The sequence below is a fragment of the Rhizobium mesoamericanum STM3625 genome (assembly GCF_000312665.1).
GTDB classification, from domain to species: Bacteria; Pseudomonadota; Alphaproteobacteria; order Rhizobiales; family Rhizobiaceae; genus Rhizobium; species Rhizobium mesoamericanum.
In genome coordinates this window covers 1498668-1521707 of sequence record NZ_HF536773.1, presented here as the reverse complement: position 1 = coordinate 1521707, position 23040 = coordinate 1498668, and the positions used below count along the sequence as shown (strand labels likewise).

21 protein-coding genes and 1 pseudogene are annotated in these 23040 nt (G+C 58.3%); 11 read left to right on the top strand and 11 right to left on the bottom strand.

Annotation, left to right across the window (positions count from 1 at the left end):
- Positions 1-40: 40 nt before the first annotated feature.
- Positions 41-349: a hypothetical protein gene (locus BN77_RS27330; protein ID WP_007538306.1), complete on the bottom strand. Its 309-nt coding sequence runs from the start codon at positions 347-349 to the stop codon at positions 41-43.
- Between the two features lie 633 nt (positions 350-982).
- On the opposite strand from BN77_RS27330, the gene BN77_RS27325 reads away from it, so the two are divergent.
- Positions 983-3289, top strand: a complete 2307-nt coding sequence (locus tag BN77_RS27325) for an FdhF/YdeP family oxidoreductase (RefSeq protein WP_007538302.1) — start codon at positions 983-985, stop codon at positions 3287-3289.
- A gap of 136 nt (positions 3290-3425) precedes the next feature.
- Here BN77_RS27325 and BN77_RS27320 read toward each other — a convergent pair whose 3' ends face one another.
- Complete coding sequence (locus tag BN77_RS27320; protein WP_007538300.1) at positions 3426-3641, bottom strand: hypothetical protein; 216 nt, start codon at positions 3639-3641, stop codon at positions 3426-3428.
- A gap of 97 nt (positions 3642-3738) precedes the next feature.
- Positions 3739-4443, bottom strand: a complete 705-nt coding sequence (locus tag BN77_RS27315) for an SDR family oxidoreductase (RefSeq protein WP_007538298.1) — start codon at positions 4441-4443, stop codon at positions 3739-3741.
- Positions 4444-4561: 118 nt separating this feature from the next.
- Between BN77_RS27315 and BN77_RS27310 the strand changes: the two genes are divergently transcribed.
- Both BN77_RS27310 and BN77_RS27305 read left to right on the top strand, forming a co-directional pair.
- Complete coding sequence (locus BN77_RS27310) at positions 4562-5482, top strand: LysR substrate-binding domain-containing protein (protein WP_007538297.1); 921 nt, start codon at positions 4562-4564, stop codon at positions 5480-5482.
- A 134-nt stretch (positions 5483-5616) separates the two neighbouring features.
- The gene (locus BN77_RS27305) at positions 5617-6735 is read left to right on the top strand and encodes a metallophosphoesterase (RefSeq protein ID WP_007538295.1); all 1119 of its coding nucleotides are present in this window, start codon (positions 5617-5619) and stop codon (positions 6733-6735) included.
- 5 nt (positions 6736-6740) lie between these two features.
- Here the strand turns inward: BN77_RS27305 and BN77_RS27300 are convergent, their stop codons facing one another.
- Positions 6741-7568, bottom strand: a complete 828-nt coding sequence (locus tag BN77_RS27300; protein WP_007538292.1) for a helix-turn-helix transcriptional regulator — start codon at positions 7566-7568, stop codon at positions 6741-6743.
- A gap of 99 nt (positions 7569-7667) precedes the next feature.
- Between BN77_RS27300 and BN77_RS27295 the strand changes: the two genes are divergently transcribed.
- Complete coding sequence (locus BN77_RS27295) at positions 7668-8558, top strand: SDR family oxidoreductase (protein WP_007538290.1); 891 nt, start codon at positions 7668-7670, stop codon at positions 8556-8558.
- Here the strand turns inward: BN77_RS27295 and BN77_RS33785 are convergent.
- Complete coding sequence (locus BN77_RS33785) at positions 8520-8699, bottom strand: AsnC family transcriptional regulator (protein ID WP_157224545.1); 180 nt, start codon at positions 8697-8699, stop codon at positions 8520-8522. The genes BN77_RS27295 and BN77_RS33785 overlap by 39 nt on opposite strands.
- Positions 8700-9674: 975 nt before the next feature.
- On the opposite strand from BN77_RS33785, the gene BN77_RS27290 reads away from it, so the two are divergent.
- Positions 9675-10721, top strand: a complete 1047-nt coding sequence (locus BN77_RS27290; RefSeq protein ID WP_007538289.1) for an aldo/keto reductase — start codon at positions 9675-9677, stop codon at positions 10719-10721.
- Between the two features lie 435 nt (positions 10722-11156).
- On the opposite strand, the gene BN77_RS27285 is transcribed toward BN77_RS27290, so the two are convergent.
- Entirely contained in the window at positions 11157-12083 is a 927-nt protein-coding gene (locus tag BN77_RS27285) for a LysR family transcriptional regulator (protein ID WP_007538287.1), read from the bottom strand.
- A 107-nt stretch (positions 12084-12190) separates the two neighbouring features.
- Here BN77_RS27285 and BN77_RS27280 point away from each other — a divergent pair, with 107 nt between their 5' ends.
- From BN77_RS27280 to BN77_RS27265, 4 genes are all read left to right on the top strand, one after another.
- A complete protein-coding gene (locus tag BN77_RS27280; protein WP_040678540.1) occupies positions 12191-13273 on the top strand; it encodes a 4-oxalomesaconate tautomerase in 1083 nt (360 codons plus the stop codon).
- 41 nt (positions 13274-13314) lie between these two features.
- Complete coding sequence (locus tag BN77_RS27275) at positions 13315-14319, top strand: ABC transporter substrate-binding protein (RefSeq protein ID WP_007538282.1); 1005 nt, start codon at positions 13315-13317, stop codon at positions 14317-14319.
- Between the two features lie 64 nt (positions 14320-14383).
- On the top strand, positions 14384-15151 hold the full coding sequence (locus tag BN77_RS27270; protein ID WP_040678849.1) for an ABC transporter ATP-binding protein: 768 nt from the start codon (positions 14384-14386) through the stop codon (positions 15149-15151).
- Positions 15138-15914, top strand: coding sequence for an ABC transporter permease (locus tag BN77_RS27265; protein ID WP_007538278.1), 777 nt, complete (start codon positions 15138-15140; stop codon positions 15912-15914). Before BN77_RS27270 ends, BN77_RS27265 begins: the two co-directional genes overlap by 14 nt.
- 457 nt (positions 15915-16371) lie before the next feature.
- Here the strand turns inward: BN77_RS27265 and BN77_RS33780 are convergent, their stop codons facing one another.
- Entirely contained in the window at positions 16372-16548 is a 177-nt protein-coding gene (locus BN77_RS33780) for a hypothetical protein (RefSeq protein WP_157224521.1), read from the bottom strand.
- 794 nt (positions 16549-17342) lie between these two features.
- A complete protein-coding gene (locus tag BN77_RS27250) occupies positions 17343-18284 on the bottom strand; it encodes a LysR family transcriptional regulator (RefSeq protein ID WP_007538273.1) in 942 nt (313 codons plus the stop codon).
- A 105-nt stretch (positions 18285-18389) separates the two neighbouring features.
- Between BN77_RS27250 and BN77_RS27245 the strand changes: the two genes are divergently transcribed.
- Together BN77_RS27245 and BN77_RS27240 are read left to right on the top strand one after the other, a co-directional pair.
- On the top strand, positions 18390-19130 hold the full coding sequence (locus BN77_RS27245) for an SDR family oxidoreductase (RefSeq protein WP_007538272.1): 741 nt from the start codon (positions 18390-18392) through the stop codon (positions 19128-19130).
- An 80-nt stretch (positions 19131-19210) separates the two neighbouring features.
- Positions 19211-19600, top strand: coding sequence for a limonene-1,2-epoxide hydrolase family protein (locus BN77_RS27240; RefSeq protein ID WP_007538271.1), 390 nt, complete (start codon positions 19211-19213; stop codon positions 19598-19600).
- Between the two features lie 41 nt (positions 19601-19641).
- Here BN77_RS27240 and BN77_RS34285 read toward each other — a convergent pair.
- From BN77_RS34285 to BN77_RS27230, 3 genes and pseudogenes are all read right to left on the bottom strand, one after another.
- A pseudogene (locus BN77_RS34285) lies at positions 19642-19737 on the bottom strand (transposase domain-containing protein); the annotation flags it as partial.
- Positions 19734-19904: a transposase gene (locus BN77_RS35155; RefSeq protein WP_425280255.1), complete on the bottom strand. Its 171-nt coding sequence runs from the start codon at positions 19902-19904 to the stop codon at positions 19734-19736. The gene BN77_RS35155 and the pseudogene BN77_RS34285, both read right to left, overlap by 4 nt.
- Positions 19905-20536: 632 nt before the next feature.
- Positions 20537-22792, bottom strand: a complete 2256-nt coding sequence (locus BN77_RS27230; RefSeq protein ID WP_007538270.1) for a CDC48 family AAA ATPase — start codon at positions 22790-22792, stop codon at positions 20537-20539.
- Positions 22793-23040: the final 248 nt, after the last annotated feature.

The following is a 23040-nucleotide window of genomic DNA, read 5'->3' as shown; positions in this document are numbered from 1 at the left end:
CCGGCAGCCCACCGGAGCCGGGCTGCCGTAAACATGTCGATCAGTCGCCGAGCCACTGATACTCAGCGATCGATGCTTTGCCCGTCCGCTTATCGAAGAGGCAGATCATGTTGACCTTCGTCCTTGCTTTCCCCTTACCAACCTGACCGCGCAGGAGTACAGCGATCTTGCCTACGCTGTCGTCGAACACGACCGGTGCCGATGCCTCAGGCGTATCCATCCGGGAGAGCCCGATGCAGGTGCCGTTTGCTTTCGAAAACAAAACATTCCAAGCGCCACCGCTAGAGGCAGTTGCCGCGCCGAACGGCACCGTAACTAAAAGCGACGCCAGAGATATCTTGGTCAACATATTGCTTCCTTCCACTTTTGTGCGGCGTGTCTCCACACGATGGCGAAAGAATGGCCCGTTCAGGTGCGTTGCCCCTCTCAGAGTGTGATTAAGCTCGGTCGGAGCCATTTGCTGATAATGACAATTGGCCGCCGAACGCCAACGGGTCGGAGGGCGCGCCACCGAGATTGTCTACCAAGGCCGCGACGATTAATGGCACAGCGAAGATTTGCGTGGCAACGATCGTCCGGATACTGACGTTCAGGGCGATACCGCGTTTGAACCTGCAGCCGGAATTAGCCCCATGCCGGCGCTGGGCTCCCCTGGTAGCGATCTTGACAGTAATGTCTTCGCCACCGTGTCAGTCGAGGATGATCTGCTTTGGTAAGGGGTTCCGCCGACCGAATGTCAGGCAGAGGCGCAGGATCGCAAAGATGGAGTTGACAGAGCACATTTCCTCAAGACTCATGGGCTGCATCTGGATACGGGACCGATATCGCTCATCCTTCCCCGGCTAGAAGAAGACGTAATCCCAGTCTCTGATCCCGCGTTTCGATATTGCGCGGTACTCTGCCCGTGGATGTGCCGAACTACAGGCTTTCGAAACGTCCGCTGTTTGTCACCAAAGACCGACACTGCACCAGGAGAACTTCCATGAAAGACGGAAAACCGGAGGGAATTCGAGATTATGGGGCCCCCGCAGGCGGTTGGGGCGCACTCAAAGCGGTCGCGCGAACACTCAAGGAGCAGCAGGTCGTCTTTAGAGGTGCCACGGCACTTCTCAAAGCTAACCAACCGGATGGATTCGACTGTCCGGGGTGCGCATGGCCCGATCCGAACCATACCTCGGCCTTCGAGTTCTGCGAGAACGGCGCAAAGGCTATCACTTGGGAGTCGACCAGCAAGCGAGCGACCCCAGAGTTCTTCGCGGAGCACAGCGTTTCCGAATTGTGGAAGTGGGACGACCACAGCCTCGAGGATGCCGGCCGGTTGACGATGCCGCTAATCTACGATCGACCCAGCGACCGGTTCATCTCGCTTTCATGGAACGCGGCCTTCGACATCATCGGCCAGACTCTCCGGGATCTACCAGATCCGAACATGGTGGAGTTCTACACCTCGGGCCGCGCGTCTAATGAAGCGGCCTTTTTGTACCAGCTGTTTGTTCGCGCGTACGGGACCAACAACTTTCCCGACTGTTCCAACATGTGTCACGAAGCAACATCAGTTGGTCTTCCGAAATCGATTGGCGTCGGTAAGGGCACCGTTGAGCTGCGCGACTTCGATGACTGTGACCTCATCATCAGCATTGGTCACAACCCTGGGACAAATCATCCAAGGATGATGACGACGCTTCACGAGGCGTCGAAGCGTGGCGCTCCGATCATGGTGTTCAACCCATTGCGAGAACGAGCACTTGAGCGCTTTGCCGCACCGCAAGATCCTGTCGAAATGGCAACGCTTTCCTCAACTTCGATTGCCTCGTCGTACTATCAGTTGAAGGCAGGCGGCGACATCGCCTTGCTGAAGGGCATGATGAAGTTGATCTTCGAGCGCGACGACGCTGACCTAGCGGCAGGGGGGACAGGTGTCCTGGACCGAGAATTCATCGTTGCCCATACGGTAGGGCTTGAGGACCTCCAAAATGACGTGAAGGGCACTTCGTGGGAAGACATTTATCGCAAATCGGGCCTCGGTCACGATGCGTTCGAGAGTGCAGTAACAACATATCTGAGCGCGGAGCGTGTGATAGCCTGCTACGGGATGGGAGTAACCCAGCACCTTACAGGCACCGAGGTCGTCCAGCAGTTAGCAAATCTACTGATGCTACGAGGTAATATCGGCAAGACCGGCGCGGGGATATGTCCTTTGAGAGGACACTCAAATGTTCAAGGGGACAGAACTGTCGGGATCACGGAGATTCCCAATTCCGCTCTCCTTGACGGGATCGAACGCGCTTTCGGCTTCAGACCGCCTTCCGAGAAAGGACATAACGCGGTCGAAGCCATCGAAGCGATGCTTGCTGGAAAATCTAGAGCCCTAGTTTGCCTTGGCGGCAACCTGGCTGTCGCCATGCCAGACCCGGATGTGACATTCGCGGCTGTACGCAAGCTCGATCTCGCCGTGCACCTTGCTACGAAGCCCAACCGTTCGCACCTATTGATCGCCAAAACGACGATACTGCTACCGGTTCTCGGACGCACCGATCAGGATGTGCAACTGTCTGGTTCTCAGTCCGTCACTGTGGAGGACTCGATGTCGATGGTGCACGCGTCGAAGGGCTTTCTCAAGCCTCCTAGCGATCATCTCAAGTCAGAGCCCGCGATAATCGCCGGCATCGCCAAAGCCACTCTTGGCACCCTTCATGACATCGCCTGGGACGATCTGGTGGCCAATTATGACCGCATCCGCGACAGGATCGAGATCGTGTTTCCTGATTTTCGGGAGTTCAACACGCGCGTCAGGAAGCCAGGCGGTTTCCGGCTAGATATCCCCGCCTCGAGGCGCGAATGGCGTACGGCCAATGGCAAAGCGAACTTCTTAACAGCACGGGGCCTCGACGAGGACCAGCGAATGAGCTTTCCGGAGGCACTTGTATTGACGACAATCCGTAGCCACGGTCAGTACAACACCACCATCTACAACCTCGATGATCGGTATCGTGGTGTTTTCGGACGCCGGGATGTGGTGTTCATGTGCAAGCACGATATGGAAGCAAGGGGCATAACTGAAGGTGACAGGGTTGACATCACCTCGATCAACCTGAGGCCGCAGGCGGCACCTCGAAAGGCGAGCGGCTTCATCGCGATCGAGTATAACATTCCTCAAGGTACCGTTGCTGGCTATTACCCCGAACTCAATCGTGTGATCGCGCTCGCTGACTACGATCCTCACTCTGGCACACCGGCTTATAAAGGCGCTCCGGTCACCATCTCGAAAGCGCTATCATCACATCCCTGAACCCTTTGAGACGACCAGGATTTCGCCAGAAGACGCCTCCCAGCAATACGCCTCTCTGGTGATCGCCTGAATCAACGGCGACAACAAGGTCTGAATGACGAGCGCGGCCACCACCGTTAACGGGGTTGGCCACCACCTACCAGTTCCCCGGATCGGCGGTGTGATCGGCAGCGGCAAATTCATCCGCCTTTTCCCGATCCAACGTCAGACCCGTCGCCCTCTTCGTCTCGTCCATGATCAGATAGTGAAGGGGTGGCGCTTCCCTGGCGAGCTCCTGATAGAGGAGAAGCGCGGCTTCCTCGGCAGTATCGGCCTCGATCTCTCGCGTGAAGGACACATTAAACTTGTGCATAGCTTCAGGCCTTCTCCATCGTCGCGTTCATAGGCGGACAATAGACTGAGAGCTAAAGAGTTCAAGCCCGCGCCCCAGCTGCCTGGTCGGCCCCACCTTAAACAGACCGCATCAACCCGCCATCCACCTTCAGGCTCTGGCCGGTAATGTATCCGGCCCCGTCCGACACGAGAAACGCAATCGTCGCCGCCACTTCCGCACTGGTCCCATAGCGCTTCATCGGCACGCTCCCGCGCCGTTCTTCCGTCGCCGGCAGGCTGTCGATCCAGCCGGGCAACACGTTGTTCATGCGGATATTCTCAGCCGCGTAGGTATCGGCAAAGAGCTTGGTATAAGCGGCAAGGCCGGCGCGAAAGACGGCCGAGGTCGGGAACATCGGCGACGGCTCGAACACCCAGGCCGTCGAGATATTGACGATCGCGCCCTTCTTCTGCGCCTGCATAATCGGCGTCACCAGCCGCACCGGACGGATGACGTTCATCAGGTAGACATCCATGCCTGTACGCCACTGCTCGTCGGTGATCTCGTTGAGCGGTGCGCGCGGCCCATGGCCGGCGCTGTTGACGAGCACGTCGATGCGGCCCCATTGCTTCATCGCCGCCTCGACCAGTTGCTTCAGATCGTCGTTCGACTGGTTGGAGCCGGTCACGCCGACACCGCCGAGTTCCCGGGCGAGCGCCTCGCCCTTTCCGGAGGAGGACAGGATCGCGACCTTATATCCGTCGCCCGCAAGACGCCGTGCGCTCTCGGCCCCCATGCCACTGCCGCCCGCCGTGATGACTGCCACTTTTTCTACTGACATATCAAATGCCCTCCTGAGGTGATATCGCCAATTGATCGATGCGTGGGCGCACGCTACCATGTTCACTGCGTGAGTACGAAACAGTTCTCCTCTTTCGTGGCAGTAGATAAACTATTCGATGAGCGATATCCCGGGTAAGCTTCCCTCCCTCAACGGCCTCAGGGCCTTCGAGGTCGCGGCGCGCCACCTGAACTTCAGGCACGCTGCCGAGGAACTCGGCGTCACGCAGGGTGCCGTCGCCCAGCAGGTGCGCGGGCTTGAAGCGCAGCTCGGCATGGCCCTGTTCGAACGGCTTCCCCGCACGCTGGCGCTGACTGCTGAAGGCCGCCGCTACATCGCCGATATCAGGCGCGCCTTCGAAATCATCGCCCGCGCGACCGACGAGCTGAAGCCGCAGGCGATCAAGTTCACCATCAGCACCACGCCCACCTTCGCATCTAAGTGGCTGATCCCGCGCCTGCCCGATTTCACCGCCCTACATCCCCATCTCGACCTGCACATTCTGGCGACCGAACGCCTCTCGAATTTCGCCGCCGATGGCGTGAATCTCGCCGTCCGCTATGGCCGCCCGCCCTTCGGGCCTGGGCTGAATGCCGAACTGCTGTTCGAGCAGGAGGTCATCGCCGTCTGCAGCCCGCTGCTGCTTGCCGGCAGGAATGCACCGCGCACAGCAGAGGAGTTATCGGCCTATCCGCTGCTGCACGACGCCCATAATCTCTGGCCGGAATTTATCGAGCGGCATCTCGCCAATATCGTGAGCCCCACCTTTAAGGGCATCAGCTTTTCGACGACTGCCCATGCGATCGAGGCGGCAATTGCCGGACAGGGCATCGTTCTCGCCAATGGCGGCTTCGTCACCGACGATTTGGCCAAAGGCCGGCTGGTGCGTGTCTTCGACGCGAGGCTGCGCGGCCCCTCGGATATCTACCTCGTCTGGCCCCGCTACCGGAAATCGTCTGCGCTGGACACCGTCATCGACTGGCTTTTCGCCGAGGGGCGGAAGGACGGCGCGGTAGATGGCAGGTCTATTGCCCCATAAAGCCGGGCCGTAGCCCGCTTGCATGCGGTGCGCCGAGATCTCATTTAAGCCTCTTGCGCAGGCGCCACACGCAGAGACACCGGATTCATTTTCTTCATTCCCGCCCGTAATATCAGACAATCACAGGGATATTGATGTTTCACCTCGTCCTTGGACTTCCCTGGCTGGTCGTTGTCATCAGGTTCATTCTGCCCCTGCCGTGGATATGGCCTGCCAAGGCCATGCTTGCTGGTGTGCTTCTGATCGCCTCCCAGCATCTGGTATTCAATCGGATCTCCTCAGGCTCCATCTTCGCTCCCGAATATCCGCGGCCGCTGATCGTGGCCTTCAATTTCCTCTTCGGCGCAACGGTCCTGCTCGCCGTCTTCCAGATCGCTCTCGATCTTCTCTCGCTGATCCCTCTTTTGCTCAACGGACATTTTCCGGTCGTGCCGCCAGTGGTCCGCTATGTCATGGGAACGGTAGCCATCCTTCTTGCCGCGGTCGGCGTCGCCCAGGCCGTGCGCATCCCGCCTTTGAAGAATGTAGATATCGCCATCAAAGACCTTCCCGAGGCCTTCGACGGCTACCGCCTGCTGCAATTGACCGACCTGCATCTCAGCCGCCTGTTCCCGGTGTCCTGGGCCGAGGCCGTCGTGAAAAAGGCCAATGAGCTGAAAACCGATCTGATCGTCGTGACCGGCGATTTCATCGATGGCCACCTCGAGAGGCGCCGCGCCGATGTCGCTCCGCTGGCACAGCTGCAGGCGCCCGACGGCATTTTCGCCATCCCTGGAAATCACGAATATTATTTCGGCTACGACGACTGGATAGCGCATGACACGAGCCTTGGCATCCACATGCTGACGAATGAACATGCGGTCATCGAGCGCGGTGGCGATCGTATCGTCATTGCCGGCGTCACGGATCTTGCGGCCTTCGGCAGAAAGATGCCGAATCCTGACCTTACGGCAGCATTGGAAGGCGCTCCGGCCGAAGCCCCTGTCATCCTCCTCGATCATCAGCCGAGAATGGCAGCTGAGACCGCGAAGAGAGGCATTGCGCTGCAGCTGTCCGGCCATACCCATGGCGGCATGGTCCTCGGCCTCGATCGCTTGGTCGCCCGTGCCAATGGCGGCTTCGTCTCCGGCCTCTACGAGATCGGCGACATGCAGCTCTATGTCAACAACGGCACCGGGTTATGGCCAGGCTTTGCATTGCGGCTCGGACGGCCCTCGGAACTGACGGTATTCACGCTACGCCGGCGGTCCTGACCGCGCTACGGTTTCTTCTCGGCGACAAGCCCGCGAATGCGCTCGGCCACATCAGGATCGACGGGATTGTAGACGACCATGTTGAGATCCGGCCTGCCATCGATGGCAAAGCTTGAATATTCCAGCGCGATATCGCCGAGCATGGGATGCCTCAGCCGCTTGGTTCCCTCGCCATGGGAAATCACGTCATTCTCCTGCCAGATCCCCTTGAATTCCGGACTGGCGAGACAGAGTTCTTCAACCAGCTTAGTAATTTCTGACGTAGCCCCGGCGCGCGCCGCATCCGCCCGGAAGGCACCGACGACGAATCGGGCCATGGCTTCCCAGTCATGCTGGACGTTGCGCATATTCGGATTGCTGAAGAGCAGGCGCAGGATATTGCGGTCTTCAGGCCCAAGCTTTCCGTAATCGGTCATGACGACGGTCGCTGCCCGGTTCCAGGCAACGATATCCCAGGCCGCCGTCCGCACCAGCGCCGGACTGACCTCAAGCGTATCGATGAGACGCTGCAGGCGCGGACTGATGCCCTCGATGGCGCGGTAGCGCACCTCCGGCGGGCGGCCGAGGCCGAGCATGAAGAGATGCTCGCGCTCCGGCTCTGTCAGCATCAGGCCATTTGCGATCCGGTTCAGCACGTCGGGAGATGGCGCGCCGCCACGCCCCTGCTCCAGCCATGTATACCAGGTCGGGCTGATATTGGCGCGCTGCGCGACCTCTTCGCGCCGCAGCCCCGGCGTGCGCCGGCGGCCCGAGAATCCGAACACCGCCGGATCGAGGCGCGAGCGGCGGTCGCGAAGGAAGATGCCAAGGGCGTTGTTGCTGTCGGTCGTCATGGCGCGCACCTGTTAGCTATTATAATAGGATAGCGTCACTACTTTAACAGCATAAAACATAGCGCAATAGTGGTCTTCATCGCAATAAGGAGAGACCCAATGCGTATTTTCCTCACCGGCGCCACCGGCTTCATCGGCTCGGCCATCGTGCCGGAACTTCAGAAGGCAGGCCATCATGTCATCGGCATGACCCGTTCCGACACAGGCGCGAGGGCGCTTCAAGCAGTCGGCGTCGAGGTCCACCGCGGCGTTCTGGAAGAGCCCGACAGCGTGCGAGCCGGTGTCGAGAAGGCCGATGCGGTCATACATACGGCTTTCGACCATGATTTTTCCAATTTCGTGGAAAATTGCCACAAGGACAGCCGCGTAATTGCTGCGATGGGTGAGGCTCTGAGAGGCTCGAACCGCCCTCTCCTCATCACCTCGGGTACCGGCATGGGCAATGCCCATCTTGGCGAACCGGCGAGCGAGGATGTCTTCAACATCGAGCATCCGAACCCGCGCATCGCCTCCGAGCTTGCGGGCAATGTGCTTCTGGAGGCCGGCGTCAATGTCTCCGTCATGCGCCTTCCGCAGGTCCACAACACCGTCAAGCAGGGTCTCGTCTCGCCGCTGATCGAAATATCCAAGGCAAAAGGTGCATCCGCCTATATCGGCGAAGGGCACAACCGCTTTCCGGCAGCCCACCTGCTGGATGTAGCCCTGCTCTATCGCCTTGCCATCGAACGCGGCGAACCCGGCGCGCGCTACAATGCCGTCGACGAGGAAGGTGTGACGATGCGCGAAATCGTCGAGGCGCTGGGCCGAGGCCTGAGACTGCCCGTCATCTCGCTCGAGCCGGAAATGACCGCCGAATATTTCGGCTGGATGGGGATATTTGCCGGTCTCGACTTTCCGGCGTCCAGCGAAAAAACCCGCCGGATCCTCGGCTGGAACCCCACCGGTCCAGGCTTAATCGCCGATCTCGACGCGATGTTTAATCAACAGTGAAGCCCGTATGATGCCATTGGCTTCCGGAACCCGGTCAGATACGCTCCTCGCGAACATGCCGACGAGGCGGGCTAGCTCGCTCATCGGCAACGGGGCATTGGAATCGAGCGTGGCAAGAATGCGTGCGTCCCTGCCATCCAGCGTCTAGTTTCCAGAAAGTTGAGAAGTGCATTACCTTTGACATGGCGGCCAATTCGCATTGTATCCTTTGTCTTTCCACTGCTAGGGATTGTCGCTGTCGTTACCACTTCGCCTTGTGGGCATTGACCTTTGTCGCACCGCGGCCGTTGCGACATTCACGGCCTGGAATTTGATCATTGCCCGCTATGGCATCTTTAGTCTGACCTGCCTGCTTCTGATTATCGATCGGCGGTTCCCCAGCCCTTTGGAATGGCCCCTACCCGGCTCGTGATCGGCCTGCTTCTGGGTGGCGCGGAATATGTAGGGTATTTTGTTAGTGCTGCTTTCGCCGTGCGTCTCGCCGGCGCTGCCATCCCCCAGTGGGCGAGGAATCCGTGGCGACAGCTATAGATTACGAGAAAAACGCGGTAGCGGTCTCATCTAGAAGCCCGCCACAACGCTCGATATGGAGAGTAGCTGGCAACCCTTGGCGGACCAGATCTGCGTGGCGCCAGAGGACCAGTTCACGATGACGCTTGATACCTGGCACCACGCGTCCGGAACAATCATATCGCCCTACGCATTTATGGGTTAGTCGGGCGTAAGCGTAATCGGAGCGCGGCGCTCTCCTCATCCTCGGGTATCCGGGGTTGCTTCCAGCCTTCGAGCTGTGACGCGGGGTTCGAATCCCTGCCCCGACCACCAAATTCGATATAATCGAATACCCCCCCTGATGTCCCGTCGAGGTTTGTCCCTGAAAGTCGCGACGATCTTCAGTCAATCGTGTAAACGGCGGTATTGTGCTGGCGCTCGCGCAAGCCTTGTACCAGGCGTTCCGAAACATGGTATTCCTCTAAAGTAAAGGTTCCGACATTCTCGCCCTCTCCCGCGGTACCAATTTACGTCGGGCCAGACGATCAAACTGAAACGTCGCTCTGGCGCTGTGCATCAATTCGATGCGAAAACCCGTAAGCCGCTTTGATTTCGGAGACCTCTATGAAGACTCGACATTGGGATCGACGGGGAAACGGTGGTCTCACCTTCACGGAACTCGGTTTCGGCACCGCACCGCTTGGCAACTTGTACCGAGCGATAAGCGATGAAGAAGCTGCGGCGGTTCTGGATGCAGCATGGGAGTGCGGTACCCGCTATTTCGACACCGCCCCGCTCTATGGACTTGGTCTGGCGGAAAGTCGGGTTGGCCGCTTTCTCAGGAGCAAGCTGCGACACGAGTTCGTGCTGTCCACGAAAGTGGGCAGGATCATGAAAGTTTGCCCTCCGGAACAACGAACGGGCATCGGGAAATTCTTCAATACGCCTAGTCGCCGTGAGGTTTTCGACTATAGCTACGACGGTGTGATGCGCTCCTTTGAAGCATCCCTTGAACGTACTGGGCTCGACAGTTTCGATATCCTGTTTGTCCACGATCTCGACGTCTTCAATCACGGCACACAAGAAGCCTGTGACTACTACGTCGAACAGTTCATGAGCGGCGGCTACCAAGCAATGATTTCACTTCGAGACCAAGATGTGGTTAGCGCAATCGGTGGCGGGATAAACGAGTGGCAGATGTGCCAACTGCTTGCTGAGCGCGGCGACTTTGACCTGTTCCTGCTCGCCGGTCGCTACACGTTACTCGAGCAAGAGGCGTTGGAAACGTTCCTTCCAATGTGCGTGACCCGCGGCATCGGTATCGTGCTCGGCGGCCCGTACAATTCGGGCATCCTGGCGACAGGGCCCATTGCGGGCGCGCAATATAACTACTCGGATGCTCCTACGGAAGTTCTCGAAAGGGTCCAGCGGATCGAGGAAGTGTGCCGGAAGCATGGAGTTTCTCTGCCAAACGCGGCCCTCAATTTTCCATTTTTCCATCCGGCAGTTGTCTCGGTAATTCCCGGCGGCCAATCGGTGAATCAAGTCGTTTCAAACTATCGCGCCCGAAGCACACCCATTCCTGTCGAACTGTGGGATGACCTGAAAACTCTCGGCTTGATGCGCCAAGACGCGCCTGTGTGCGAGACGTGGGGGATTGAGAGCGAATGATGAGGTTCTCAGGCAAGACGGTCGTGATCACAGCCACGGTTCAATTTTGCGGGCATTGTCCACTCGGGGTCCGCCATCGACCTGGAGGATGGCGACCTCGAACTCGCGTTCGACAAGTCACGGACACCAGGGCCGACCTTCACGGTCCGCCCAGCGGCTTCGAGCCTTAAGCCTTTGGTAGCACGAGCGGAGTAGTGCTGCGTCTCTGCATGACGCCAAGGGAGTCAACACCGATCGCTTCCTGCTCGAGTAAGACTTCCCCTGAACCGGCTCGAGAAAGGTCGATTTCTTGGGTTTGTAGGACCTCGGGCCCCCGGTCCGCTCGAGTCCTACGATCTTTGCGATCCGATAGCTCCTTGTCTCGGGAATGGACAAAGACTAGGTCCGCAGACCGTTTACGGCAGACGACTGCAACACATTCCTGCAAATCATGCATCAATCGCTATGCAGCATCGGATGTGGCTCCCCGCCCTTCCAGGTCTTGAGAAGCACCTCAATGAACTTCTCGGCGGCTGGCGACAGCGGCGCGCCGCGTCTGCGTACGATCCCGATGGTGCGAGTAACCACTGGATCAACGATCGGGCGCGAGACCAAGTATGGGTGCTCTTCCTGGGGGGTCGCCAGTCTGGGAAGGACTGAGATGCCCAACCCAGCCTCGACGAGGCCCAGCGACGTATTGAGATGGGTGACCTCATAGAACCAGTTCAGCCTGAGGTTACGCTTCGCGAGAGCGCCATCCAACAAAGCCCGATTTCCGCTCGATCGATCGACGACGACGAGTGGATAGCCATCGAGCTGCCCCCAGTTCAGTTGTTCGTGTGCCGCAAGGGGGTGATCCTTTCGCATTGCAAGCACGAATGGGTCATCGATCAGCGGTTCGAAGGAAAGGTCCGGGTCCGAATTCCCCATCAGATTGATACCGAACTCTACCTCCCCCCGCGCAACCGCTTGCAGTCCCTCGTTTGCAGTCAGATCGCGGATACGAAGCCTGATATGGGGATAGTCAGCTCCGAACTTCTTGATGACCGTGGGCAGAAAATAGAAGGCGGCGGTCGGAACACAGGCCATTGTGATTAGTCCGCGGCGCTGAGACCCTCCATCCTTTAGGGCGAAGAGGGAACCATCAAACTCTTCGAGCATCCGCCTTACGAGCGGAAGCAACTCTTGCCCTGTGGCTGTCGCCGCAACGTGGCGGGTCGTCCGATCGAGTAGTGGCGCGCCAATGGACTGCTCAAGCTTCTGGATTCGTCGGGTGAGAGCTGGTTGGGAGATATTGAGAGCTTCAGCGGCCCGATGAAAACTTTCGAGGTCCACGACCGCTTGAAAGGCGCGGAGATCTAGTATCTCGCAATTGATGCTCATTTCGCAATAATCCCCTAAAACATTGCATTTAACAAATAGGCCGATGTTTCGCATATTGCAATAAGCAAGCGAATTGTTCCGGCTTACGCAATATTCGAGGACACGTAATGAACGATCTGATACGCATACCTTGCGTCCTTATGCGCGGCGGCACTTCGCGGGGTCCTTTTTTTCTGGCTTCCGATTTGCCCTCGGACCAAGCTGGTCGCGACGCAACGCTGCTTTCCATAATGGGATCAGGGCACCCGTTGCAAATTGATGGAATCGGAGGAGGAAACCCGGTGACGTCAAAAGTTGCAATCATCGGTCCGGCCAGCGTTCCGGAGGCAGACATCGACTATCTGTTCGCCCAGGTGCGTACCGACCGACAGATCGTGGACTACTCACCAAACTGCGGCAACATGCTCGCCGCTGTTGGTCCATTCGCGATCGAGGCCGGTCTCGTGCCGGCCGGCAATTTTGACACGCTCGTACGGATTCATAACGTGAACACGGGAAAGATCATCGAGGCGAAGGTCCCGACCCGAAAAGGCGAAGTTATCTACCTGGGCGATGCGTCGATTGATGGAGTCCCGGGCCTCGCGGCTCCGATTGCCCTCACCTTCCTGGACGCGGCGGGCGCGAAGACGGGAAGGCTCTTTCCTACCGGGAAGCCGCTAGACGTTATCGACGGGGTCGAAATTACCGCGATCGATTGCGCAATCCCCATGGTTCTTATTCGCGCCGCAGACGTGGGCGTAACCGGCTACGAAGACGCTGAGTCTCTATCGGCGAACCGTCAACTCATCGACCGCCTCGCGTCCATTCGGACTGAAGCAGGTCTTTTGATGGGAATGGGAGATGTGTCCGACATGGTCATCCCGAAGCCCGTTCTGATTTCCCCGGCCAAGAAGGGCGGAACGATATCAGTGAGATATTTTATGCCCAATGACTGCCACCCTGCTCTCGCTACCACAGGTGCAGTCGGGATTGCCACGGCGGCTACGACCTCAGGAACCGTAGCAGCACAAATCGTCGGCGAGCAACTACTGCCGACGCTGGTTCGTATCGAACACCCCAGCGGACGTATCGACGTGCAACTGGAGACCCGAAACGGATCGACAGTCGCGGGCCTGGTTAGGACCGCGAGGAGACTATTCGAAGGATACGCCTTCGCTAAGCCGAACGAGCGTGTTGAAAACGCTGCATAACCCGCTCCGGCGAGGACCGGAGCACATAGGGAGGAAATCTCATGCGTAAATATCTCTTGGCAGCAGCTACCGCGCTGTCCCTCACTACCGCAGCTCATGCCGCCGACTCTGTTCGCATGAGTGTGGGCTCCTACAATCTAAACAACCTGCCCTTCCCGGTGGCTGAAAGCTTAGGGTTCTACAAGGAGGAGGGTTTGGACGTCACGACTGAGAACTTCGCTCAGGGTGGCTCGAAAGTCCTTCAGGCGCTGGTGGCCGGTTCGACCGATGTCGCTGTCGGCTTTTACGACCACACAATCCAGATGCAGTCCCAAGGGAAGCATGTCGTAGGCTTCGTCCAGCTCGCAAGGAATTCAGGCCTTGTTCTCGCTGGCAAGAACGACACCGATTTCGATCCCGCGAAACCTGAGACCATCAAAGGCAAGAATGTCGGCATCACCTCGCCCGGTTCCTCATCTGACTTCTTTATTCGCTATTACCTGAAGCAGCATGGCCTGACTGACAATGACATCTCGATTATCGGCGTCGGCTCGGGTGCTGCGGCTGTAGCCGCTCTCCAGCAAGGGAAGATCGACCTTCTGGTCAACTATGACCCCGCCGCCACGATCGTCGTTGAGCGTGGGCTGGGCAAAATCCTAATCGACGCAAGAAGCGACGAAGGTGCCAAGGCTGTATACGGAGGCATCTATCCAACATCCGTCCTTTATGCCAGCCAAGACTACATCAACGAGCATCCTGAGGTAATTCAGAAGGTCACCAATGCGACCGTGAAGGCACTTCACTGGATGAAGGATCACTCTGCTGAGGAGATCGTAGCCCAGCTCCCGGATGACTTTGTTTCGGGCGACAAGCAGACGTACATCAAGGCTGTCGAGAACGCGAAGGCAATCTTCTCGCAGGACGGCCGGTTCACGCCCGCTGACCTCGAGGTTCCACTCGCAGTCCTCAGGAGCTTCAACGAGAGCGTCGGCAAGGCCACGATTGACCTTAACACGACGTATACAAACAAGTTCGTCGAAGCCGCGGGCCATAGTGCCGAAAACTAAGGGGTGTAATATGGCAAACGCAGTAATGAAAATCGAGGCGGTGTCTCAGCTTAGCCTTCCCCCGATGGTCACCATAGACAACGTCACCATGGCGTTCGGGTCCTTTGTCGCAGTCGAAAACGTGAACCTCACCGTCGGCAATGGCGAATTCCTTGCCATTGTGGGGCCCACGGGTTGCGGAAAATCGACAATTCTCAATGCGATCGCGGGCCTTCTGAAGCCGGCGAAAGGAGAAGTCTGCATTGATGGGGCGCCCGTCAAGGACGTCCAAAACAACATCGGGTACTTGTTCCAGCAGGACGCCTTGCTGCCCTGGAAGACGGCATATCAAAATGTGGAGTTGGGCCTGTTGTTTCGCGGCGTGGCAGCCGAAGAGCGTCATCGCAAGGTCATGGCCTGGTTGGAGAAAGTGGGACTCAAGGGTTTCGAAGGACGCTTCCCCCACCAACTGTCGGGCGGCCAGCGCAAGCGCGTACAGATGGCGCAGGCTCTGATCACCGAGCCCAAGGTCATCTTGATGGATGAGCCGTTCTCGGCGCTGGACATACATACTCGCCACCTCATGCAGAACGAACTGCTCAAGCTTTGGCAAGAAGACCGTCGCGCCGTGGTCATGATCACGCACGACCTAGAAGAGGCTATCGCACTGGGCGATCGTGTGGTGGTTCTGGCGGCCGGACCACGCAGCCGGGTGATCGAAAGCTTCGGTGTCGACCTCGAACGTCCGAGAGATGTGGCCGAGATCAAACTCGATCCCAAGTTCATGACCCTTTACCGCGATATTTGGGCGTCCCTACGGGGCGAAGTGGAGAAAAGCTATGCACGCCATTAATGTCCGCCTAATCCAAATCACACTGCTGGCTGTAATCCTGGGCGCTTGGCAGGTGGGCGTCACATCTGGCGTCATCGATCGCTTCTTCTTCCCGGCACCCTATGACATCGTAAACCAGGTGGTCAGCTGGATTAGCGATCCGGGTTTCTACAAACACGTCGGCATTACGCTTAGCGAGACTGTACTCGGCTATCTCATCGGGACCGGTCTTGGTGTCGCCGCCGGCGTATGGCTCGGGTTGAGCCCCTCCATTTCGCGCATCCTCGACCCGTTCATCAAGGCCGTCAACGCGATCCCCCGCGTGGTGCTTGCTCCTATTTTCGTCCTGTGGCTAGGACTCGGCCTGTGGTCGAAGGTAGCCCTGGCGGTCACGCTGGTCTTTTTCGTCACATTCTTCAACGCCCTTCAGGGCGTCCGCGAAGTAAACCCGGTCGTTCTGTCGAATACCCGTATCCTCGGGGCGAGGCGGTCCGAGCTGCTAAGGCACGTCTACTTCCCAGCAGCGGCAACCTGGATTCTTTCCTCGCTCCGTACCTCCGTGGGGTTCGCTGTAGTCGGCGCAATCATCGGCGAATACCTGGGCGCATCCGCCGGCCTTGGCTACCTGATCGCACGCTCTGAAGGCAATTTCGACGCAGTGGGCGTGTTCGGCGGCATCATTATCCTCGCGGTGTTCGTCCTCATCATCGACCTGTTCCTCGATGTAGCCGAAAAGCGTCTCATCACGTGGAAGCCGCGACCTGGAGAAGAACGACCCGCTTGAACGATCATTGCTTGGAAGTGCTAAAGGGCGGCCTAGTGGCGCCCTTTATGTATTTTTGCGGTTTCGACGATTAGGGATGGAGTGCTCGGCATCCGGACTTGACTGAGGTCGGTCTCGCGAAATCCTAGCGCAAAGTCAAAAATAATGGATCGACTTCCGCGAGAACAACGCACTCCGCTCCCATACTCTTGTAGTCGCAAAGGCGTCATTCTTGCGTCGGTCAGGTCATTCTCAGATCGACGCCGAAGAAATTTGGATAGTGCTTTTGAACGGCTGCAGATCGTCCAGTACCGCCTGACCGCGCCCATTCTCTACCAGTGAGGCGGCCAAGTCGAGATCATCGCTCCGGAAGGTCACGCCCCATGGTGGAGGCCTATCGTCGGTACGTCGAGACGTTAATCGAACATTATATGCCGATTGCTATCTCCCCGCCCGTAACCGGCGGGAACCTTCCAAGTTAGTGAATGACCGTCGCGACCTGTTCGTCCGCAGGCATCGGCGCTTTATGCGTTGACGTCATTGACCAAGCCGTGACCGCGGCCGCAACCGCCATGTACATGAAAGCTCCCTTGAACGGGCGGGCGGTCAAGACGCAGTCCCTTGTCGCCTCCAGCGAGTTCAGCTTCTTTGTCATCGTGTTCCTTCGTATCTGGTCGCGGTGATATAGACGATTAGCGTCATCTAAAGAACGACAAGAATCGAGTACCTGCCCTGCAGCACGCGAATACCCGCCGATTGCCGCTCTAGCGCTCGGGACTTGGAACCCAACCTCGTGTCAGGCCTTTGCTCATGCATTTCTGAGCGGTGTCGAGCTGATCTCTAAGGTGCCTGCAGTCGTCAATCAGCATGGCTATGGCGGCCCTCATGTCACCCGAATGCCAAGCAATCGCCTGTTCAACGGCATCGAACTGAAGGTCTGGCCTTTTCTCGGCAGCTGTCATCGCTTTTCCCTCGCGGTTTCTGGCTTAGACAGGTTCATTCGCAGCCGTCATGGTTCACGCCCAACATTGACGGCCCGTTCCGGAATCAAGGGAACTTTCGAATGGTGGCAGAGCCCGCTGATTCCTTCAACCGTACACTTTGGAAGCTCTGATTGGGGGTGGAGATCGGCCATCGATTGGTTGGTCTGCCATGGACAAAGTGGCAACGCTATATCTCTACATGAAGATCAGCCAACGTCGATACAACGTTGAATAGACTCGACGAACTCTGCGGGGCGTTGGTCGGTAGAGAGCCGAAGTATCTTCACGCCAACTACTCATCAAGGAGGACGTTTCCATTTCGCTGACGGTCGATGACGGGTGTTTTCCTCGCACAGTGACCGGGCGCGATAGGTCGTTCCGAAAACTACCGCTGCGACATTGATGGCAAGAATGCGCCAATAGCGGTCACCGCACTTGTCGAGCTGATAGCGCCAGACGCGCAACACTACTGTCCGGCAAATACCACTTCGTCCCAAGGTGGGCGCGCCGGGAAAACTTCATCGAGAAATGTCAGGAATGCTTTGACATTCGGATTGGCGCGGCGGCTCTCTGGCCAGAGCGCAATCATGCTGGAGCGGTCGACGGCGAAGGCGGAGAGGATCGGCACGAGTTCGCCGCGTTTCACATATGGCGCGGCGATGTAGGTTGGAGAGATGCCGACGCCGCCGCCGGCGACGAGGACAGCGGCGACACCATCGCTTGTGTCCACCGTGATCCCAATCTCTGGCGTAGCCTCGAAGACTCGTTTTCCTGATGCAAAGGGCCAGCGAAGTGTCTGGCCCGAGCTCTGGAAGCGAAAATTGACGCAGTCATGCCCCGCAAGTTCGTCAGGATGCCGAGGTGTACCTCGTCGTCTCAAATACTCTGGCGAAGCAAAGGCGCAAAGGCGATGCGGCGCAAGCCGTCGGGACTTCAAACGGGAGTCGGCCAGTGCTCCAACCCGAATGGCGACGTCTATACCCTCCTCGATCATGTCCACGAACTGATCTCCCAGGCGCAGATCGATTGCGAGTTTCGGATGGCGTGCGCGCAAGCTAGGAAGCGCCGGGCCGAGTATATGCACGCCGACCGGAAGTGGAGCGGATATCCGGAGAATGCCGGACGGTTCGGCGCGGGCAGCCATTGCGGCCTGCTCGATATCTTCGGCTTCCCGCAAGAGACGCAAGGCGCGATCGTGCAGATCGCGGCCCTCCGGCGTAAGCGTCAGAGAGCGCGTGGTACGGAGGAATAGGACGATGCCGAGCTGCTGCTCGAGCCGCTGGACGCTCTTGCTGACGGCCGACGGTGACACCGCGAGCGCGCGGGCTGCCGCCGTGTAGCTTCCAAGGGATGCGGCCCGCGCAAATGCAATCAGGCCCGTGAGACGTTCTATACCGATTTGTGCCATGATGGCATGAGTAAAGCGAATATTGGGGCAATTATCAATCGAGGGAATTGGAATTACTTTCTGGCCATCGGCGCAATCGAGCGCCTCCAAAACGGAGCCAGAGCGATGGGCACTCAATCAAACATCTCGGATACGCTTTCAGGCAAGACCATACTCATCGTCGGCGGCACCTCGGGGATCGGGCTCGCCGCAGCCACTCAAGCCAAGTCCTTCGGCGCAAGGGTCATCGTGGTCGGATTTGACGCCGAACGGGCAAAAGAAGCCGCAGAACAACATGGCCTCAGTGGCTGGAGGGCCGCGGATGTGACCAAGCGCGAAACCATCGAATCCGCGCTCGCTGACATCGAGCATGTCGATCACCTCGTCTTGCTGGCCGGAAGCTTCGTGGTCGGCAAGGTGCTGGAAGCCGAGGTAGACCATCTCCGCCGCGCGTTCGAAGAACGCATCTGGGCAGCGATATATACTCTTCGGGCACTTGGGGACCGCCTCGCCTCCGAGGGTTCCGTGACATTCATCTCCGGAGCACTGGGTGACCGGCCGAATGCCTATGGGACCGCCGTTCTCGCTGCCGCTTCGGCGGCAATGGAAGCATTGGCACGCGGCCTTGCGTTGGAACTCGCGCCGCGCCGCGTGAACACCCTTTCGCCGGGTCCGATCGATACTCCACTGCTTGGCAAGGCACTTGGCGACGCACGCGATGCCTTTGTCGAGGGCCTCAGGGCAACATTGCCATTACATCGTCTCGGGAGCGCTGAGGAAGGCGGGGCGGCAGTCGTGTTCTTGATGGCGAATGGCTGGATGAACGGCGCGACCCTCAACCTAGACGGTGGATCGCGGCTGGTCTGAAGGCTTTTCAGCATCGCGAGCCAGAACTCTCTGAAATTTGTCGCTCGGGTTTTCGAACCCTTCAAGAAGGAATTCACTGAATGTCGACGGACCCAACCAAGACAGCCATGACCTTTTTCGGCCACTGGAACACCGGCCACATCGACGAGGCGATCGCCATGCTTTCCGAAGTCGTGCTGTATGACAACGTACCGTTCCCGAATATCGTCGGGCGGGAGAACGTCCGAAAGTTTCACCGGGATTTCGGAATTGGAACGACATTCACGGTTGATTGGACGGTGACACAGATCGCGGCGGCCGGAAATGTCGTCCTTAACGAACGGCTTGATGTCTTCCTGCATGAGGGCGGCGGAAAAATCATACTTCCGGTCATGGGTACGCTCACGGTCGTGGAGGGAGCGATCACGGTATGGCGCGACTATTTCGATCCCTCTGATTTCAATCGGCAGTTGGCTCTAATCGGGAAATAACTCAATGGAATGTATTGGCTGCTTAGGGCCACCAGTAGACTTCAGCCGTTTGCTCGCCCCGAATAATTCCACGGCATCAGCTCGTCGATCCGGCTCTGCCTGTGGCCCTTGACGATGGCGGTCAGCGTGCTGGTCAACTAGGCGAGTGGATCTGCTTCAGGCCATGTCGCTCGGCGACCTCATTCACCATCGCGCCTGGCCGAAGGCTTTCTGAAACGATCTGCGCCTTGACCTCGTCCGGCCAATGCCGGTGAACCTCACGTCCCGACCTCCTGGTCGTGAGAACCTCCAATGTAATCTCCATGGAGAAACTCCCGTGCTCGTCCATAGAGTCGATCACAGATCAGGGCGGCAAGATCAACGTGGGAGCGGAACACCGGTTACGATAGTCGCCGTCGCGGATTGGCACCATCTGTGAGCACGAGTTCGCAGGAGATCCCAACACGCGCGCAGGCCGTCGCCGCCAAGAGGGCAAAGTTGGACTGCACACCGCCCACCGCGATAGATGTATCGCACCCTTCAGCTTCCGCCGGCCCGGGCAAGAACTCTAGCTTTCTAAGCTTGTTTCCGCCTCCCCCAGGCCGGAGGCATCGTTACCCTTTACCCATAGCCTAGGCCCGGCGAGGCGCTCGCCGGCGTTGCCTAGACGCGGAGAAGGCGTTCGATTGGCGTCGGAGGCTCCAGCAGCCGGATGCACGGAAACTTCTCGAGGATCATAGCAGTCATTATGCGGTCCGCGATTGCGCGGGAAAACAGCGGATACTCATAGCAGCCACCCACCAATTGACGGAACGTGGCATCAAACGTTGAACCAGTTCACGCGGCGGAGGGCCTGCTGCCTCATATATGTAGCTGCTACACCGCGAGACTTGTCGCGCAAGTCCGCCCTCCCAAGCACCTTCGCTCTATGCTGGGCGGGCCGTGTCGACTCAGATTTTAATCGATTGACTGGCTGAGCGGAGTGAAGCCAATCTGCCGCCGTTGCGGGCTCTCCTGTCTGAGTGTCCTCAGCATCTCTTCATACTCCCGCTCCATCTCGGGCGTGACTGAGGGGCGGACTTCCTGGAGAGCCTTGTCGAAGTCGTCCTTTTCGACGGTGGATGCGTCAATCGATCGCCTCAGTGCGATAAGGCCGGCGCGCCGGGTCAGGTCTTCGAGGTCGGCCCCGGTGAAACGAAGGGTTTTCTCCGCCAAGTCAGCAAGATCAATGCCGCCCGAGAGAGGCATCTTCTTCGTGTGGATACCCAGAATTTTGAGGCGGGCCTTCGCGTCCGGAACCGGAACGTACACTAGTTCGTCAAAACGACCGGGGCGCAAGAGGGCGGGGTCGAGCAGGTTTGGTCTGTTTGTAGCCGCCATCACCACCACGCCTTGCATGTCTTCGAGACCGTCCATTTCGGCCAGCAATGTGTTTACGACGCGTTCGGTGACCGCTGGCTCGCCAAGTCCACCACCCCTCGCTGGAGCGAGCGAGTCAATCTCATCGATAAAAATGACAGTTGGCGCAACCTGCCTTGCGCGTTCGAAGAGCCGTGACACCTGTTGCTCAGACTCTCCGTACCACTTGGAAAGGAGGTCCGAGGACTTGGTAGCGACGAAGTTTGCCTCTGCCTCGCGGGCCACCGCTTTGGCAAGAAGCGTCTTGCCGGTTCCTGGCGGCCCAAACAAAAGGAAGCCCTTTGCCGGCCGGATGCCCATCCGCTTGAAGGCCTGCGGCGATCTCAATGGCAGCTCAACGCCTTCCCGGAGCTTCACCTGAGCTTCATCTAGGCCCCCTACGTCCTCCCATCGCACATTTGGAGCCTGGATCATAATCTCGCGTAGTGCCGATGGCTGGATCCGTTTCAATGCTGACAGGAAGTCGTCTTGCAGAACGGTCAGTTTCTCCAGAACATCGCTTGGAATCCCCTCCTTGAGGTTCACGTCCGGCAGCACTCGGCGCAAGGCATCCATAGCAGCCTCGCGCACCAAAGCCCCCAGATCGGCCCCGACGAAGCCGTAGGTGGTCCTGGCGATCTCGTCTAGGTCGGTGTCTTCGGCGAGTGGCATGCCACGAGTATGAATGGCAAGGACTTCCCTGCGGCCATTCTGGTCGGGCACGCCGATGACGATCTCGCGGTCGAAGCGGCCCGGACGGCGCAGGGCCTCGTCGATGGCGTCCCGGCGGTTCGTCGCCCCGATGACGACGATGTTCTGGCGAGGCTCCAGACCGTCCATGAGCGTCAGCAGCTGCGCGACAATGCGGCGCTCAACTTCCCCCGTCACCTGCTCCCGCTTTGGTGCAATTGAATCGATCTCGTCGATAAAAATGATTGAGGGAGCATTCTGAGACGCCTCCTGAAATACTTGTCTAAGACGCTCTTCGGATTCGCCGTAGCGGCTGCCCATAATCTCCGGGCCGGCAATGTGATAGAAGTTCGCCTCAGTTTCGTTGGCGACAGCTCGTGCTAGCAGCGTCTTGCCGGTGCCGGGCGGACCATATAGCAAAACTCCTTTTGGAGGATCGATACCGAGGCGCTGGAAGAGTTCGGGATGGCGCAGGGGCAACTCGACCATCTCGCGGACTTGTTCGACGGAGCTTCCGAGGCCACCGATATCGTCATAGGTAACGTCAGCCCGGCGGGCCTCTTTAGGCTCCTCAAACTGTGGGCGCAGCTCCACGACCGTCTTCTCGTTCATCTGAACAATGCCGCGCGGCTGCGTGGAAATGACAATCAGACGGATTTCCTGGAGGCCGTATGCCGGTAGGCTTAGCATCCTCGGGTCGTGTATTCTTTGTTGCACAGAGGTGGATACGATATCTCCGGCCACCATTGGTCTATGCAGAAAGGTCCGTTGGAGTGCCTCGCCTGATCCTTGCAGGACGAGGTTCTTCTGAGCGGGGGCAAGTACCACCTTGTTTGCGGGCCGAGGTTCCGCTTTGCGCACCTCGATGTGATCGCCGCTTGAAGCCCCGGCGTTCACACGCTGAAGTCCGTCGAGGCGGATTATGTTCAGTCCCTCGTCGTCGGGATAGGGGCGCATTGCGACTGCGGCCGTATGGCGCTTTCCAATCAGCTCAACAAGCTCGCCTTCTCGGATACCGAGCTTTTGCATCGCGGCCGTCGATAGACGTGCGATGCTCGCGCCCGCATCCTGAGGCCGCATATTGGCGACCTGCAGTGCCAAAATCTGATCGTCGGAAGCAGACATATCCTCTCCATTCGTAATCTAAATCACCAGTGCGATACCTAGAGGTCAAAAGGAGAAAACAAGCTGATCGCTTCTTGTAATCGTGCTCGGCTCTCTTTGGTACGCGCAATCCGACTTCTCGGATCGGAAGGATCAGTGTTGTCCATAGCGGAAGAAATCGAGGAGCCTTACTATACCTGGACATAGTCTGCGTGGCCTCAGCTGCGAATTCACATTCGCGTGCGGGAACCTGCTCTTCTGAATATCCC

Bases quoted from the DNA above. Each gene is read 5' to 3' on its own strand.
- BN77_RS27330 (WP_007538306.1), bottom strand. From the start codon at position 349: ATGTTGACCAAGATATCTCTGGCGTCGCTTTTAGTTACGGTGCCGTTC.
- BN77_RS27325 (WP_007538302.1), top strand. From the start codon at position 983: ATGAAAGACGGAAAACCGGAGGGAATTCGAGATTATGGGGCCCCCGCA.
- BN77_RS27320 (WP_007538300.1), bottom strand. From the start codon at position 3,641: ATGCACAAGTTTAATGTGTCCTTCACGCGAGAGATCGAGGCCGATACT.
- BN77_RS27315 (WP_007538298.1), bottom strand. From the start codon at position 4,443: ATGTCAGTAGAAAAAGTGGCAGTCATCACGGCGGGCGGCAGTGGCATG.
- BN77_RS27310 (WP_007538297.1), top strand. From the start codon at position 4,562: ATGAGCGATATCCCGGGTAAGCTTCCCTCCCTCAACGGCCTCAGGGCC.
- BN77_RS27305 (WP_007538295.1), top strand. From the start codon at position 5,617: ATGTTTCACCTCGTCCTTGGACTTCCCTGGCTGGTCGTTGTCATCAGG.
- BN77_RS27300 (WP_007538292.1), bottom strand. From the start codon at position 7,568: ATGACGACCGACAGCAACAACGCCCTTGGCATCTTCCTTCGCGACCGC.
- BN77_RS27295 (WP_007538290.1), top strand. From the start codon at position 7,668: ATGCGTATTTTCCTCACCGGCGCCACCGGCTTCATCGGCTCGGCCATC.
- BN77_RS27290 (WP_007538289.1), top strand. From the start codon at position 9,675: ATGAAGACTCGACATTGGGATCGACGGGGAAACGGTGGTCTCACCTTC.
- BN77_RS27285 (WP_007538287.1), bottom strand. From the start codon at position 12,083: ATGAGCATCAATTGCGAGATACTAGATCTCCGCGCCTTTCAAGCGGTC.
- BN77_RS27280 (WP_040678540.1), top strand. From the start codon at position 12,191: ATGAACGATCTGATACGCATACCTTGCGTCCTTATGCGCGGCGGCACT.
- BN77_RS27275 (WP_007538282.1), top strand. From the start codon at position 13,315: ATGCGTAAATATCTCTTGGCAGCAGCTACCGCGCTGTCCCTCACTACC.
- BN77_RS27270 (WP_040678849.1), top strand. From the start codon at position 14,384: ATGGTCACCATAGACAACGTCACCATGGCGTTCGGGTCCTTTGTCGCA.
- BN77_RS27265 (WP_007538278.1), top strand. From the start codon at position 15,138: ATGCACGCCATTAATGTCCGCCTAATCCAAATCACACTGCTGGCTGTA.
- BN77_RS33780 (WP_157224521.1), bottom strand. From the start codon at position 16,548: ATGACAAAGAAGCTGAACTCGCTGGAGGCGACAAGGGACTGCGTCTTG.
- BN77_RS27250 (WP_007538273.1), bottom strand. From the start codon at position 18,284: ATGGCACAAATCGGTATAGAACGTCTCACGGGCCTGATTGCATTTGCG.
- BN77_RS27245 (WP_007538272.1), top strand. From the start codon at position 18,390: ATGGGCACTCAATCAAACATCTCGGATACGCTTTCAGGCAAGACCATA.
- BN77_RS27240 (WP_007538271.1), top strand. From the start codon at position 19,211: ATGTCGACGGACCCAACCAAGACAGCCATGACCTTTTTCGGCCACTGG.
- BN77_RS35155 (WP_425280255.1), bottom strand. From the start codon at position 19,904: ATGGAGATTACATTGGAGGTTCTCACGACCAGGAGGTCGGGACGTGAG.
- BN77_RS27230 (WP_007538270.1), bottom strand. From the start codon at position 22,792: ATGTCTGCTTCCGACGATCAGATTTTGGCACTGCAGGTCGCCAATATG.